Source organism: Hyphomonas sp. UBA4494 (assembly GCF_002388935.1).
In the GTDB taxonomy this organism is placed as follows: Bacteria; Pseudomonadota; Alphaproteobacteria; order Caulobacterales; family Hyphomonadaceae; genus Hyphomonas.
This window is the reverse complement of sequence record NZ_DGNK01000042.1, coordinates 108,427-123,368: the sequence shown is the minus strand read 5'-3', so window position 1 is coordinate 123,368 and position 14,942 is coordinate 108,427. Positions and strand designations below refer to the sequence as shown.

The 14,942-nt window shown below is 59.6% G+C and carries 12 protein-coding genes and 1 pseudogene; 6 read left to right on the top strand and 7 right to left on the bottom strand.

Going from position 1 to position 14,942, the window contains the following annotated elements; translation table 11 throughout:
- Positions 1-12 precede the first annotated feature (12 nt).
- The 4 genes from B2P82_RS16275 to B2P82_RS16260 form a co-directional block, all read right to left on the bottom strand.
- Entirely contained in the window at positions 13-1,002 is a 990-nt protein-coding gene (locus B2P82_RS16275; RefSeq protein ID WP_290498081.1) for an NAD(P)H-dependent flavin oxidoreductase, read from the bottom strand.
- Between the two features lie 87 nt (positions 1,003-1,089).
- Entirely contained in the window at positions 1,090-2,514 is a 1,425-nt protein-coding gene (locus B2P82_RS16270; RefSeq protein WP_290498080.1) for a DEAD/DEAH box helicase, read from the bottom strand.
- A 219-nt stretch (positions 2,515-2,733) separates the two neighbouring features.
- Positions 2,734-3,456 (bottom strand): ligase-associated DNA damage response endonuclease PdeM, encoded by a 723-nt coding sequence (pdeM, locus tag B2P82_RS16265; RefSeq protein WP_290498079.1) that lies wholly within the window; start codon positions 3,454-3,456, stop codon positions 2,734-2,736.
- A gap of 57 nt (positions 3,457-3,513) precedes the next feature.
- Entirely contained in the window at positions 3,514-6,012 is a 2,499-nt protein-coding gene (locus tag B2P82_RS16260; RefSeq protein ID WP_290498078.1) for a ligase-associated DNA damage response DEXH box helicase, read from the bottom strand.
- Positions 6,013-6,121: 109 nt separating this feature from the next.
- On the opposite strand from B2P82_RS16260, the gene B2P82_RS16255 reads away from it, so the two are divergent.
- Positions 6,122-6,808, top strand: a complete 687-nt coding sequence (locus tag B2P82_RS16255; protein WP_290498076.1) for a hypothetical protein — start codon at positions 6,122-6,124, stop codon at positions 6,806-6,808.
- Positions 6,809-6,811: 3 nt separating this feature from the next.
- Here B2P82_RS16255 and B2P82_RS16250 read toward each other — a convergent pair whose 3' ends face one another.
- On the bottom strand, positions 6,812-8,365 hold the full coding sequence (locus tag B2P82_RS16250) for a serine hydrolase domain-containing protein (RefSeq protein ID WP_290498075.1): 1,554 nt from the start codon (positions 8,363-8,365) through the stop codon (positions 6,812-6,814).
- A gap of 168 nt (positions 8,366-8,533) precedes the next feature.
- On the opposite strand from B2P82_RS16250, the gene B2P82_RS16245 reads away from it, so the two are divergent.
- On the top strand, positions 8,534-8,797 hold the full coding sequence (locus B2P82_RS16245) for a hypothetical protein (RefSeq protein ID WP_290498072.1): 264 nt from the start codon (positions 8,534-8,536) through the stop codon (positions 8,795-8,797).
- Here the strand turns inward: B2P82_RS16245 and B2P82_RS16240 are convergent.
- The gene (locus B2P82_RS16240) at positions 8,792-10,021 is read right to left on the bottom strand and encodes an Hsp70 family protein (RefSeq protein ID WP_290498071.1); all 1,230 of its coding nucleotides are present in this window, start codon (positions 10,019-10,021) and stop codon (positions 8,792-8,794) included. The two genes, B2P82_RS16245 and B2P82_RS16240, sit on opposite strands and share 6 nt — an antisense overlap.
- Positions 10,022-10,136: 115 nt before the next feature.
- Between B2P82_RS16240 and B2P82_RS16235 the strand changes: the two genes are divergently transcribed.
- From B2P82_RS16235 to B2P82_RS16225, 3 genes are all read left to right on the top strand, one after another.
- Positions 10,137-11,165: a ligase-associated DNA damage response exonuclease gene (locus B2P82_RS16235; RefSeq protein WP_290498067.1), complete on the top strand. Its 1,029-nt coding sequence runs from the start codon at positions 10,137-10,139 to the stop codon at positions 11,163-11,165.
- A gap of 238 nt (positions 11,166-11,403) precedes the next feature.
- The gene (locus tag B2P82_RS16230) at positions 11,404-12,582 is read left to right on the top strand and encodes a DUF262 domain-containing protein (RefSeq protein ID WP_290498066.1); all 1,179 of its coding nucleotides are present in this window, start codon (positions 11,404-11,406) and stop codon (positions 12,580-12,582) included.
- Positions 12,579-13,367 (top strand): MAE_28990/MAE_18760 family HEPN-like nuclease, encoded by a 789-nt coding sequence (locus tag B2P82_RS16225; RefSeq protein WP_290498064.1) that lies wholly within the window; start codon positions 12,579-12,581, stop codon positions 13,365-13,367. The genes B2P82_RS16230 and B2P82_RS16225 overlap by 4 nt, the downstream gene beginning before the upstream one ends.
- A 689-nt stretch (positions 13,368-14,056) precedes the next feature.
- Here B2P82_RS16225 and B2P82_RS16220 read toward each other — a convergent pair.
- Entirely contained in the window at positions 14,057-14,671 is a 615-nt protein-coding gene (locus tag B2P82_RS16220) for a glutathione S-transferase family protein (protein WP_290498062.1), read from the bottom strand.
- A 50-nt stretch (positions 14,672-14,721) separates the two neighbouring features.
- On the opposite strand from B2P82_RS16220, the pseudogene B2P82_RS16215 reads away from it, so the two are divergent.
- Positions 14,722-14,942 (top strand): annotated as a pseudogene (locus B2P82_RS16215) (cisplatin damage response ATP-dependent DNA ligase); the annotation flags it as partial.

The window sequence follows — 14,942 nt, the reverse complement described above, 5'->3', positions numbered from 1 at the left end:
TTTCAGAATGGATCAGGCCGGAACCTTGCCCGACAGCATGCCTGCCAGACGGTTTGTGATGATATCTTCAGCTTCTTTCATGATTCGGTCGATCAGTTCCTTACAGGTCGGAATGTCGTGGATCAGACCGGCGACCATGCCGCAGGACCAGGCACCTGCATCCATTTCGCCTTCTTTCATGATGCGCGGATAGACGCCTGCGACCTCTTCGATAATGTCTTCGAATTTGAGGTCTGCGCCCAGCTTGCGCTCTTTTTCCAACAGGCGCTCAACCGCAACATTGGTCAGCACGCGCTCGGTATTGCGCAGCGGACGCATGACAAGGCGGGTATCGAGTTCGGACGCGGCAACGATGGCATCCTTCACATTCTGGTGCACGGGGGCTTCCTTCGTCGCGATGAAGCGTGTGCCCATGTTCATACCCGACGCGCCCATGGCGAGAGATGCCACGAGGCTGCGTCCATCCGCCTGACCACCTGAGGAAACGAATGGAATTTCCAGTTCATCCGCCGCACGCGGCAACAGGATCATGTTCGGGATATCGTCTTCGCCAGGGTGTCCGCCGCACTCGAAACCATCGACGGAGACCGCATCACAGCCAATGGATTGCGCCTTCAGCGCGTGGCGTACGGCGGTACATTTGTGGATCACCTTGATGCCGTGCTCTTTCAGGATCGGCAGGACCTGCACAGGATTGTTCCCGGCGGTCTCTACAACTTTCACACCGCCTTCGATGATGGCTTTCACATAGCCTGGATAGTCCGGTGCGTTGACGACCGGCAGGAACGTAAGGTTCACGCCGATCGGCTTGTCAGTCATGTCACGACTGCGCGCGATCTCATTGGCGAGGTCTGCAGGGGTTTTCTGCGTCAGGGCCGTAATGATGCCGAGACCGCCAGCATTCGACACGGCGGCAGCCATTTCGGCAAACCCGACATAGTGCATGCCGCCCTGGATGATCGGATGCTCGATTCCGAACATTTCTGTGATGGCAGTCTTCATGGCATATCCTCCTTGTTTCCGGCCTATCCTTGGCGGAAGGACGGCGCGGAAACAAGGCTGACATTGGGTAAAGAGTGCAAGTCGGCCTTAGCTGACGGGCGACCAGGACTTGTTCGGTTTGCTCCGGCGCTTCTGACCGTTGCCACCCTGACGTGAGCCACCCCCGCCGGATTCGGAACGCGCGGCGCTTCTATCGCCGCCATCCCGTGATCCACCGGGCTTGCCGCCCTTGTAGCCACCTTTGCCGCCACCACTGCCGGAGCGATTACGGTTCTGCGACTGGCCGCCCTGACGACGTCCGCCGCCCTGGCTTCTGCCACCGCCGCCGCGGCTCTGCTTGGTGTGCGGACCCGGCTCTTCCGGCAAGGACAGGTCGAGCGCCATGTCTTCGTCCAGATCAATCCGGTCGATCTTGCGACCAATCAGTTTTTCGATGTCACGCAGATATCCGCGCTCATCATTGCCCACGAAAGACAATGCAATGCCGCTTTTCCCGGCGCGAGCTGTCCGGCCGATGCGGTGAACATAAGATTCCGGCAGGTTCGGCATGTCCATGTTCACAACATGGCTGACGCCGTCGACATCAATGCCGCGCGCGGCAATGTCGGTCGCAACCAGGATCGGGGCCTTGCCCTTCTTGAAATTGTCCAATGCACGAATGCGCTGGTTCTGGCTCTTGTTGCCGTGGATCGCCTCAGCATACAGGCCTTCATTGGCAAGGTAGCGGACCACTTTGTCAGCGCCATGCTTGGTGCGGGTGAACACGATGGCGCGGTCCATGTCGTCCTCAGACAGGATTTCGGCCAGCAGGCGCGGCTTGGCCGTACCCTTTACCATATAGACCGCTTGGTCGATCTTTTCGGCAGGCTTGGAAACGGTGGCGACGGTCACTTCGGCCGGATCGCGCAGGAAATCATTCGCAAGCGAGCGGATTTCCTTCGGCATAGTCGCCGAGAAGAGCAGCGTCTGGCGGCGCGTCGGAATGGCCTTCATCACCTTACGGATCGCAGGCAGGAAGCCCATATCCATCATCTGATCGGCTTCATCCAGCACGACCGCTTCGGTACCGCTCAGATTCACGGCGCCGGTTTCCATATGGTCCAGCAGACGTCCCGGTGTTGCCACCAATACATCCACGCCGCGTGCCAGCGCACGGACTTGTCCGCCGGGCTTCACGCCGCCCACGACAATCGCCGTGGTCAGCTTCATCTGGCTACCATAAACGCGCACGCTTTCGGCAATCTGGGCGGCCAGCTCACGCGTCGGCGCCAGAATCAGGATGCGAGCCGCCTTGGAGACAGGGCGGCCAGGATTGGAGGCCATACGGCTGAGCAGCGGCAGCACGAAAGCTGCGGTCTTGCCGGTGCCGGTCTGGGCAATGCCCACAAGGTCGCGGCCTTCCAGCAGTGTCGGGATCGCCTGTTCCTGAATCGGAGTCGGCTTGGTATAGCCCTCAGCAGCAATCGCCTTGAGGACGGGCTCGGCGAGGCCGAGTTCGGTAAACTGTGTCAAATCAATACTTTCATGTGCGGGCGCCCAGCGGACTCAAAAGTCCGCGCGCCCTGTTAGGCTCTAAATTTTAGGAAGCCTGCTTTTGATCGGCATCCCGGTTGTTGGCGCACTCGACGCGAACCCGGAAAAGGCAACGATCAATGCGAGAGCAGCAGCTATTCGCCCTGCTACAGCGGCGTATGGCACGCTTTTGTGCAATGCACAAACGATATTAGCCGCTCAGAATTTCCAGCGCGCGCCGCGTGGCATATCGGCCACAAGGCTTTTGGCGGCCACCATGAACACCCGCTCCTGCCCCAATGCGAAGGCCATGGCCCCTTCCGGGAAGATCGATGCGAACGCTTCATCCAGCACGTTCAGTCCGCCCGTAAAGGCACCCATGGCGGGCATCACCAGCCGTGCGCCATCGCTGGCGAAGCAGCGCCGCCGTACCGAACGCCCCCGCCCGATGATCTTGGCTGCCGGATGCAAATGCCCGGACACCTCGCCGATTTCCCCCGTCGGCTCGTGCCGGAAGACCAGCGGCCCGATGCGCAGCACCTTGCTGGCGCGGCCGCCGAGATGGGCCGGCGGGTCCGGATCATGATTGCCCTCTACCCAGACCCAGTCATGCGCCGATGTCAGCGCCTGAATGCGCCGGGCATAGGGTTCCGGCAGGCGCAGCTCGGCCGCCCGATCATGGAAACTGTCGCCGAGCGAGATCACCGTCTTCGGTTGGAGGGTGGCGCACAGCCGCTCGACCAGCGACAGCGTCGCGCCCGTATCATAGGGCGGCAGCATCTGCCCCCGCGCCGCATAGGCACTGCCCTTCTCGAAATGGAGATCGGACACGACCAGCACCCGCTCCGCCGCCCACCACAACGCCCCCTCCGGCAGCGGCCTCAGCAGCTCCCCGGCAAGGTGCAGATGGGTTTCAACGGGTTTCGTGGCAGCGGCAGTCATGGATCGGGAATCTGGCCCGCAATGGCCCGGGGGTCAAATGACGATTGCCGTAATCTGTCAGCCCATAGCATCTCTGACCAGATCGGCTTCCGCTTCGCCCAGGATGGCGTCCTGCACGGATGCGCCTGAAACCGGTTCCTTGCCGATTTCCAGCATGACGGGTACGGCGAAGGGGCTGATCTTGGTGAGCGCCTGATGGTCGATCTTGTCACGGATCCGCACCAAGGCATCTGACAGGCGGCGTACATCCAGCAGGCCCGTCGCCGCGTCCTGCCGGGCGGCTTGCAGCAGGATATGGTCCGGCTCATGGCTGCGCAGCACGTCATAGATCAGGTCGGAGGAAAAACTCACCTGTCGTGAGTTCTTCTCCTTGCCGGGAAGGTTGCGGTGGATCAGGCCGGAAATCTGGGCGCAATGACCGAAGGTCCGCTTCATCAGCGCGCTCTCATCCAGCCAGCTTTCAAGATCGTCGCCCATCATGTCCGGATGGAACAGTGCGTCCATGTCCACTTTGGACATGTCCTCCATGCCCCACACCGCCATTGCATACTCACTGGCGACGAAACCGGTGGGTTTTGCGCCCATCCGCTCCAGTCGCCGCGTCAGCAACATGCCCAGCGTCTGGTGTGCCAGTCGCCCCTCGAACGGATAGCAGACAAGGTAATGCCGGTCGGCACGCGGGAAAGTTTCGACCAGCAAATGATCCGCTGGCGGAATGGTGGATTTCAGCTTCTGGACCTCGAACCATTCGCGCACAGGGTCGGGCAACCCCTCCCATTGCGCCGGATCATGAATCATCTTGCGGACGCGATCGGCCAGGAAGGTCGTCAGCGGAAACTTGCCGCCATTATAGGACGGGATCGCCGGACGGTCGCCGACTGCGCGCACAACCAGCGCATCCATACCGTCCACGCCGACAAGCCGCAGCACTTCGCCCGCGAAAAGAAATGTATCGCCCGGCGTCAGGGTGGAGAGGAAATACTCCTCCATCTCGCCCAGCTTGAGTCCGGCCCGCACGCTGCGCTTTTCGCCCGGCTTTTCCTTGCCGATGAATTGCGCCAGCCGCACGGCCAGCATGGGCGATTCCACAATTGCGCCGACATTCATCCGGTGGGCCTGCGCGTCGCGGGCCGTGCGCGCCACCCACACCCCGTCGGGCCGCCGCACAATGCGGTGGAACCGGTCATAGGTCTTCAGCGCATAGCCCCCGCTCGCCACGAAATCGACGATCCGCTCATAGGTCTCCCAGTCGAGCCACGCATAGGATGCGGCTCGGATAATATCCTCATAGAGTTCCTCCAGACGGAATCCGTCGCCACACGCCCGGCCCATGACATGCTGCGCCAGCACATCTAGCGAGCCCTCGCGGACCCCTTCCCCGTCAATCTCGCCGGCCTCGACCGCTGCCTCTGCCGCACGGCACTCCAGCACTTCGAACCGGTTCGTTGGCACAAGGACGGCCCGGCTAGCCTCGTCCATCCGATGATTGGCCCGGCCGATGCGCTGGATCAGGCGCGCGGCCCCTTTCGGCGCGCCCATCTGGATCACGAGGTCCACCTCGCCCCAGTCGATGCCGAGATCGAGCGTGGACGTACAGACCACCGCCTTCAGGGCGCCAGCCGCCATCGCCGCCTCGACCTTGGTGCGCTGTTCCCGCGCGAGTGAGCCATGATGCAACGCAATCGGCAGCCCGTCCTCATTGGCGTGCCACAGCTCCTGAAACATCAGCTCGGCCTGGCTGCGCGTATTGACGAAGACGAGCGTCATCGTCGCCTTCTTGATGGCCTCATACACTTCCGGCACGGCAAATCGCCCGGAATGCCCCGACCACGGAATTCGCTGTTTCGAGATCAGGATATCCACATCCGCCGAGACACCTCCCTCAGCGGTCAGGATACGTACCTCCCCTGCGCCGGAGCGAACATCCAGCCAGTCGGCCAGAGATTGCGGCTCGCGCACCGTCGCAGACAAGCCAATGAAGCGGCAGGCTGGAGCCCAGCTTGCCAGCGTCGCAAGGCCGAGCGCCAAAAGGTCGCCGCGCTTCGAGGCCGCCATCGCATGGATCTCGTCCACAATCACGCATTTGAGGTCGGCAAAGAATTCCTTGGCATGATCGGAGGCAAGAAACAGCGCGAGCTGTTCCGGCGTGGTCAGCAATATGTCCGGCGGCGTCCGTCTCTGGCGCTGACGCACATGGGAAGGCGTATCTCCCGTCCGGCTTTCGATCCTGATGCCCAGCCCCATGTCCTCGACCGGCCCCATCAGGTTGCGCTGCACATCTGCTGCCAGCGCCTTCAGCGGAGAGATGTAGAGCGTGTGCAAAGCAGGCCGGTCAGAGTTTGCCGCCCGCTTGCGCTCACTCAGTTCGATCAGGCTGCCCAGAAAGCCCGCCAGCGTCTTGCCGCCGCCGGTCGGCGCGATCAGCAGCGCGCTTTCGCCCCTCAGCGACCTCTCGGCCAGCGCCAATTGGTGCGGCCGCGCCTTCCAGCCACGCCCGGCAAACCAGGCCTCGAAAGGCTCTGGCAGCAGGAATGGGGAAACGGCGGAATCAGCCATGATTGAAATTAAGATCTCGCAAGAATTGCAGTAATCGGCTTGCTTTCACTATGCGTTCAGCTTGCCTCAGGCCAAACCTCTTTTTCAGACAACTATCATGAGACCCGCCATGTTCCGCTCCTTTGCCGTCTCCGCCAGCCTGATCGCGCTTGCGGCCCCTGCCCTTGCCCAATCACCCCTGGAACAAGCCCTCTCCGCCTCTGCCGACGGCCCGCTCTATGCGTTTGATCTGACGCTTTCCAGTGACGAGGTGGACGCGCTCATGCGGGTCGATCCAAGCCAGCCGGAAGGCGAGCGCCTCAGCGTGATCTCACCTGAGCCTGAAGACTGGAGCGAAGACTTCGCCAAGCGGGTCGAAAACATGAAAGCCAATACGGACGGCGAAATCTGGTGTCAGGATTTTGCCGAGAACATTCCCGCCGCCGATGCAAAACTTGTCAGTGAAACAGACACCACCGCCACCTACAGCTTTCGGCCAAAGCCCGGCGCAGAGCCAGATGACATGGACAAGGTCTACAAGCACCTCATCGGAAAAGTCGTCGTGGACAAAACTGCCCCCGGCATCCTCAATTATGAAATGGTGGCGGAAAAGCCGTTCAAGCCAATGCCTGTCGCGACGATCAAACAGTTCGAAATGAAAGTCGCGTGCGACCGCGCCCCGGATGGTCGCACCCATGTGGCCAGTCTTGATGTAACCGTCGAAGGCTCCGCCATGATGAAAAGCTTCAGCCAATCCGACAGGCAGCTCATCTCGAACCTGACGCCGATCCCGAATTCCGGGACCGGCTCCAGATAGGCGCTATTCCTCGAGGCCGTACTTTTCGAGGATTTCTGCGCGGATGGCATCCTTCGCGCGATCAGAACGGGCCCGGCGCGCATCGATTGTGGCCTGGATTTCCAACTCGATCTGCTCGCGCTGGGCTGCCTCTTCTGCGCGGGCGTCCTCTGCCGCCTGCAAGCTGAGCAGCACGTCGCGCGTGAACGCGTTGATATCAAACCGCGCCCCGCCAATCACATCAAAGCCGCGCCGCACAATGACGGCGTTCATGCTTGGCACGATCACGACATACTGGCCGCGATTGCCCGCCATGTAATAGGTGCCCGCCGGAATACCCTCGGCATCATTCATCAGCCAGAATTGCGCACCATAGCCGGGTCCGCTGGTTGGCTGTGCTGGTCCGGGGGCCGAAACGAATTGTGCCCAGCCTTCCGGCAGCAGGCGCTCATTGCCCCACACACCGTCCTGCAGGTAGAGCTGGCCGACCCGGGCGAGGTCGCGCGCCGTAGACCAGACCTGGCTGGACGAAACGAAGTCACCATTCCAGTCCACTTCCAGCGTCGTGTGAACCGCGCCGATCTTGTGCAGCAGTTTTTCATACGGGAAGCGATGATAGGAATCATCCGCGCCCAGAGATTCCCGGAATGAGCGCATCGCGATCAGCGTGTCATTGTTGGAATACTTGAACCGCGTGCCCGGCTTGGCTTCCATAACTTTCGAGGCGGCCTGATCGACCACGCGTCCGCCGCCAAAATAGATCCGGTCCGTGCGCGAACCGGTTTCACCACTGTCGAGCCCGCTCGCCATCTGCAGTAGGTCGCGCAACGTGATCTCGCGGCGCGGGTCCGCGCCATTGTTCCAGTCGGCGATGACGGCCGGGTAATCAAGATCAATATGCCCGTTCCGCCGGGCTGCGCCGAGGATCGTCGCAGAAATCGATTTTGCCACCGACCAGGTCCGCTGCGGCGTCTCATGATCAATGCCGCGAGCATAGCGCTCGGCCACGACCTGTCCGTCCTTCACGACAACCACGGCGCTGGTGCGTGTGCCATTGCCATAGCTGCGCTCGTCGAAAGCAAACGAGACCGGCGCTTCGAGGCGCTCGGCTTCTTCGATGCGCAACTGCACCTTAACATTTGAGCCGATGGCGCTGCCCCGGTCCTCGCCGGTGAAGTCCGGCCAGGCGGCAAAGCGCGGCAGGAAGTTCAGTGCGCCCTCTTCTGCGCCCACCGGCAGCTGGGTACAGCCGAAACCGGGACGCCAGGCCGCCATGCGCGGCGGCATCGTGTTGGAATAGGTCACCGAAACCAGCTTGCGCACAGGGTCGATCATCGCGTCCGGCAGCTTGTCGAAGCTGCGCTGGTAGTCGGGATAAATGCCCGACAACTCGTTCTGGCGGATTTCCTCCAGCGTCTGCCCCGCATTGAAGGTGGACGAGCAGATGAACCCGGCCTTGTAGCCGGCCGCCAGCGCATCATCCAGCGCCTGTGTCGATCCGCCCTCTTCAGCCAGAGCAGGCGTGGCCAGCACAGCCAGCGCAGACAGGGATACGAGACATTTCCGGATTGCGCGCATGCGTGATTCTCCTCTGGATCGGCCTGACTTTATGCACAGATGACCGTGTCGCAAGTGTGGCGGGACAGCTTTCGACTCAGTTTGGATATGTTTTTCGAAACTTCTTCCTTTAAGCGCACAGCGCGCTATCATAGCGGGAAATCGAAATCGTCTGGAGAAGGAAACAACATGAAGTTACGCGCTTCCGTCCTCGCCTCATTGACCGCTGCTGCGCTGACGCTTTGCGCATGCACCCAAATGCCTGCGACCGCTCCGTCCGTCACTTCTACCGCGATCCTGTCCGACAGAGCACCTCTTCAGGATCTGCTGGATGCAGGGTTTGACCTGGAACACGTCAATGACGACTTCCTGTTTCTGAAAAACGGGCCAGCCCTTTATCGCTGCCTGATCATCATGGGCGAAAGGCCGACCTTTTGCACACGCCTGTCATAGATTGCGCTGCCCATGTACCGCCAGGCCCTTGGCAACGGCGCCGAAGCGGTCACTCTCAGAGACCACAGCATTGCCAAACCGCCCCGCCAACCGGGCCTGCACCAGCGGAATGAAGGTCGACCCGCCCACCATGACAATGTCGGTGATCTGGTCCGGCGACACACCCGCCTTGTTCAGGCAATCCACTGCCACCGCATCCATCTGTGACACGGCTTCGTCAATCAGGCCCTCGAACGCCTGGCGCTCTACCACGCGCTCCAGCCGCAAATCGGGAGTGTCATAGACGAAAGCCTGTTGGTCGGTGTCGCTCAGGTCAATCTTGATCTGTTCGGTCCGCTTCGCATAGGCGTGGCCTTCATGGTGGCGCACAAGATAATCGAAGGCCCGGATCGCCCGGCTGTTCGGGCTGTTCTGCACCATCCAGCCGATCCGCTTCTGCACGTCCCGGGCATAGAGCTTGTTCAGGCTTTTCCAGTCCGACAGGATCGAATACGGCGCAGACGGCACCGGCAAGCCGTTCAGCTCCAGCGTCTCGCCATGCCCGAGCAGCCGCGACAGCTCGAAAAAGCTCAGCTTCTGGTCGAAATCATTGCCGCCCACATAAAGGCCGGTACTGCCCAGCACATCAAAACCGTCATTGTCCGGCGCGATTCGCACGACCGAGAAATCCGATGTACCGCCGCCGATATCCACGACGAAGACCAGCTTTTCCCGACCGCTCGGAAAGCTCACCGAACGTGCCGCCGCCACAGGCTCATCGAGGAACTCCACATGCGCCACGCCAGCATCACGCAGACAGGATTCCAGGATCGCCTGCGCGCGTCGGTCAAGGTCGGCGTCCCGGTCATTGAACGAGACCGGTCGCCCCTGCACGACTGACTCCACCCGCTCGCCTGTCTCGGCTTCCGCCCGGGCGATCACCCGGCGCAGGAAATGCGCGATCACGTCCCGGAACGGCAAGCGACGGCGGCCAACATCGGTCGTCTCATCAATCAGCGACGAGCCGAGCACGGACTTGATCGACCGCATCAGCCGGCCTTCCTCGCCCGTTTCATAGGCCGCCACGGCTTCGGCCCCGATGGCATACTCTCCAGAGGCCAGCCCATAAAACACCGCTGTCGGGATCGACGTCGCGTCCGGCTCCAGCTCAATCAGGCGGATGCCCTGTGGCCCGGAATATCCAATCGATGTGTTCGATGTTCCGAAATCGATGCCGATTTGCATGAGGGACTCCCGGACGTCTGAATTGCGACCCCGTCGCCTACCCCAGCTGCCAGCATTTCGGAAGGGGCCACACCCAGCCCCTTCCCCGTTCGGCCACACCGCCTACATTGCAGGCATGCTGCGGCCAGACCTCCTGCTCCACCCGACCCCCAAAGGCCTCTATTGCCCGCCGGGCGATTTCTATCTGGACCCTGTGCGCGGCGCGGTGGACCGGGCCGTCATCAGCCACGGCCATTCCGATCATGCGCGCGGCGGCCATGGCAAAGTGCTCGCCCATCCCCACACGCTGTCCATCATGGCCGCGCGTTATGGCGACAGTTTCGCCAAGCAGACACAAGCGGTCGAATATGGCGAGGCGATCGAGATCAATGGCGTCACGGTCTGGCTCTCCCCGGCGGGCCACATCCTCGGCTCGTCGCAGGTCGTGGTCGAGCACAAGGGCCTGCGCATGGTCTTTACCGGCGACTACAAACGCCGCTGGGATCCGACCTGTCCCCAGTTCGAACCGGTCGAGAACACGCATGTCTTCATTTCCGAGGCGACCTTCGGCCTGCCTGTCTTCCGCCATCCGCCCACGGAACACGAGATTGACCGTCTGATGCGCTCGGTCGCAGACAATCCGGACCGCACCCATTGCATTGGCGCCTACTCGCTGGGAAAGGCCCAGCGCGTCATCAAGCACCTGCGCATGGCGGGCCATGACCGGTCGATCTATATTCATGGCAGCCTGGAAAAGCTCTGCAAGGTCTATGAGGCCGCGGGCGTCAGCCTTGGCGAGCTGCGCCCGGCGACACTGGACGATATGTCAAAATCGGCGCGCGAAGTGTTCCGGGGCGAGATCATTGTCGCCCCGCCCGGCGCTTTTGAAGGCAAATGGGCCCAGCGCTTCCCCGATCCGGTCATCGGCTTTGCGTCCGGCTGGATGAGCGTGAAACAGCGCGCCAAGCAGCGCGGCGTCGAACTGCCGCTGGTCATCTCCGACCATGCCGACTGGGATGAGCTGACCGACACGGTCCGCGAAGTCGACCCCCAGGAACTCTGGATCACCTATGGCCGCGAAGACGCCCTCGTCCGCTGGGCCGAACTCGAAGGCCGCCGCGCCAAACCGCTGCGGCTGGTCGGCTATGAGGAAGAGATGGGGTGAGGGTGCAGTAGCGGCAATAACTTGTTGCTTCGACTGCACAACAGCTACGCAAAACATTCTCGGACTGGAGCAAAACAAAAGTCTTGCCACTTTCCGGTGAATCCGGAGACAACCTAAAAAGCTGCCGTTGTGGGATTAAAATGCGAATGTGCGCGCCCGCCGCGGAGCTTGAATTTGAAGAAACCGCGCGTCTTAATAACCATAAGAAGCGGTTGAGAGATGAGGAGTTGAGACTTTAATGGAAGACGATTCTACTTATACTGGATTTGACGAGGACGAGAACGACAGTTCGGAAGACAATGATAGTTCCCCGCCAGCCCGTTATCCGAAATTTCGAATTGTCTATCAGACAACTAACTATCATCTTCCACAGATCGACGATTTGTTGAGCAAAGGAGATATAGTAAACATTCGTCCTGAGTACCAAAGACGCTTGCGGTGGGACAGCAAGAAAAAGTCCGCTTTGATCGAGTCGTTTCTTCTCAATATTCCGATACCTCCGGTATTTTTTTACGAAAGCGATTTCGCACAGTACGAAGTTATGGATGGCCAGCAAAGACTAAACTGCATTCGCGAATTCTATCAAAATTCGTTCAAGCTAACCGGCCTCAAACAGCTCCCTGAACTGAACGGCAGTAGGCGTACCGATCTTGATGAAAAAATCAGGCGAACTTTGGATCGAGCCTCTATCGCCGCGATCGTTCTTCTAGCAGAAAGCGCAGAAAATAAGGACCAATCGAAGACAATCCGCAAAGAAGTTTTCGAACGCCTGAACACTGGCGGTCAAAAGCTAAATGCACAGGAAATCAGAAACGCGATATATGCTGGAAATTTCAACGACATGATCATTGAGCTTACTCGCGAACCTCTCTTCACCGAAATTTGGGGAATCCCACCTTATACGGAAAATACAAAAGGCGATTATTACGATAATCCTCGTCGGCAAAAGAATGTGCTTTATAGGACCATGGGCGATTGCCAGATTGTTCTTCGATTTTTCGCGCTACAAGATCCCGAACAAATCAAGGGCTCGATGCAAAAGGTGCTTAACAATACAGCCGAGACGGGCATGTCTTTCGCAAAAGAGAAGTGCGCTGAGCTTAAAAACCACTACATGAAGTGCCTTGATGCAGCTGTGAAGATCGGAGGGAAAGAACCGTTTGATGTAGTATCACCTACCGGCACCGCCAAACGATCGATCCCTTTTCAGGACGCACTGATGTGCGGCCTCGGCAGATTAAACGAGGCCGAACGTAGTCAATTGCTTGCAAATACGAAAGTCGCAAAAAAAGATCTGTCCGATTTCACCGGCAATCCCGCGAACTACGATATTCTGGTAGGCCGTGCGAACACCGCAGAAGACACCAAAGACAGAATAGCCAAGGTACACAACATTCTGAAGTCGTCGATTCAATGATTAGCAGTGTGGTTCAAGACGCCTTTGTCGAATCAATCCGAGAAATCAGCGTCTCGCTGAGTATTTCCACTGACTTCATTTCGCCGCCATTAAGCCTCCAGGGTCACAATACCGAGTTGCAAAACATAAAGCGCTCATTTGAGGACATCTACAACTCAGTTCCGGCTACGCACAGGAACATTTTGAACAGCTCGATCATTTTAACCAGCTACGCCGTGTACGAATCATATGTTCACGAGCTCATGGAGTCATTTATAGAAGAGTGCTGCAAAATATCGGGCTCGATTGGACAACTTGACGAAAAGCTTCGACGTTTTCACATTCAGGTCGTTGCCGACCGCGTCTCTAGAGCCGGAAAAGAAGAATCAAAAATTCTTGATAGCGTTAGTGATGCAATGAAAGAGCTGCAATATCACAGTTCACTCACCATACCCCCGCATTTCGACAAAAGCATTTGTCGAGAGTTGCATAACAATTTCCGTTTTTCTGAGCTGAACAGCTGCCTATCAAGAATTGGGGCCAACGGCTTTGCGAACTTTGTCATCCACTCGGACAATCTCCAAATTGCTTTGTCTAAGACCAACCTATGTCACGATGATATTCGTATTCCTTTAGATGACTTTGTATCGACTCGAAATGAATTGATGCACTCGTTTGATGTCAGTAAGGCGAAGGGCAGAGACTGGATCGAGGAGAAGCTAGAGTTTCTCAAGTTAATCGTTTCTGAGATAAACAATTTTCTTGGAGAGTGCTTGCAAACAGCGATGGAAGATCAACTTTCCTAACCGCAAACGTATCGGGAAGGCAGCGTGGCTGGCTCGCGAAGTGCTTCCTACAATATGCCACCCTCAATCCGTCTGAGAACTCCCCGCCCCATACTAAGCATCTGCTCTCACAGGAGCCGGATCAGGTACCGTTCTGGTTGTGGGTTGCAGGGTCAGGATGGTGCGGGTCGGAGATACGGTCCGATGCGCGCCTAGGCAAGTCAGGCCAGGGTGAGCTTGCGAAAGCAAGTTGGGAAACCGCCTCGTCCGGTCGCACGGAGCATTATGCTCCCGGATGGGCCATACGTGTCAAAAGCACGGTGGAAGCGTTCGCGCGGCGCCGGTAACGAAGACCCGGGACCATGGGCCCCCATGAGGGTGCTCGCTGAAACTCCTGTCCGGCGCGGCGGGCGGTAACGCTCCACTCCGTAGCCATCTACACAATCAAGGCGGAGCGCCACGGCGCCCGCTGCGCCGACGGCTCTGTGAGGGGCCGGCTACGAGATACCCGGATGGTTCGCGCCAGTCCGGCTTTGACTGCTGCCCCCGCCCCCATCATCCTTCGACTTCGCTCAGGATGAGTTGGCTTTGTGCGGAAATCCTGACGCGCTCATGCTGAGCGAAGTCGAAGCACAGGCGCGGGGCTCCGCGGTCTAACGGCAAGAACCCCCAGCCTCCACCGGAGCGGCGGACATGTCGGCCGTGGGTCCCTAGACCCCCACGTCCAGCATCGACTTGTAGGCCGGGCGCACCTGCACTTTTTCCAGCCAGGCCCTGGTCGCGGGCAAGGCATCCAGCGCGCCCATGGCCGCGGCGGACTGGACCTGGAACGCCATCAGGCAATCGGCGGCGGTGAAGCTGTCGCCGGCGAAATAGGTGTGTTTGGCCAGATGCCCCTCGATCGTCTTCATCGCCTTGGCCTGTTCGGCCTCCATGGAGGCGGCCAGCGGCGTGTCCAGCAGGCCCGCATTCATCAGGTAGAAGCGGAACAGGCCCGGCAGGAAGATCGCGCCCTCGGCGGCATGGACCCATTCCAGGTAGCGCGGGAAATCAGCCGAGTCCGCGCGCGGGTGAAGCGCATGGTCCGGGTCGTGTCTGGCCAGCAGGTATTCGGCAATCGCGCCGGTCTCTGCGATCACCGTGTCGCCATCTTCCAGCAGGGGCGACTTGCCCATCGGGTGAATGGCGAGCAGCGCCGCCGGGGCCAGCCGGGTTTCCGGGTCGCGGCTATGGTGGACAATCTCGTGCGGCACGCCGAGTTCGAGCAGCAGCCAGACAATGCGCTGCGAGCGCGAGGCGTTGAGGTGGTGCAGTTTCAGGCTCATGGAGAGCTCCCCTAGATGGATTCTTGGCGCGACGGCTCTATCTTAGGCGCATGCAGGCCTTCGCAGAGCTTCTTGACCGACTAGTCCTAACGCCTTCGCGTAACGGCAAGCTACGCCTGATCGTATCCTATTTTCGCAGCGCCCCAGACCCCGACCGCGGCTATGCCCTCGGCGCGCTGACCGGCGATCTCGACCTGAAGAGCATCAAGCCCGCCGCGATCCGCGAACTGGTCACCGACCGGATGGACCCCGAACTGTTCCGCCTGTCCTA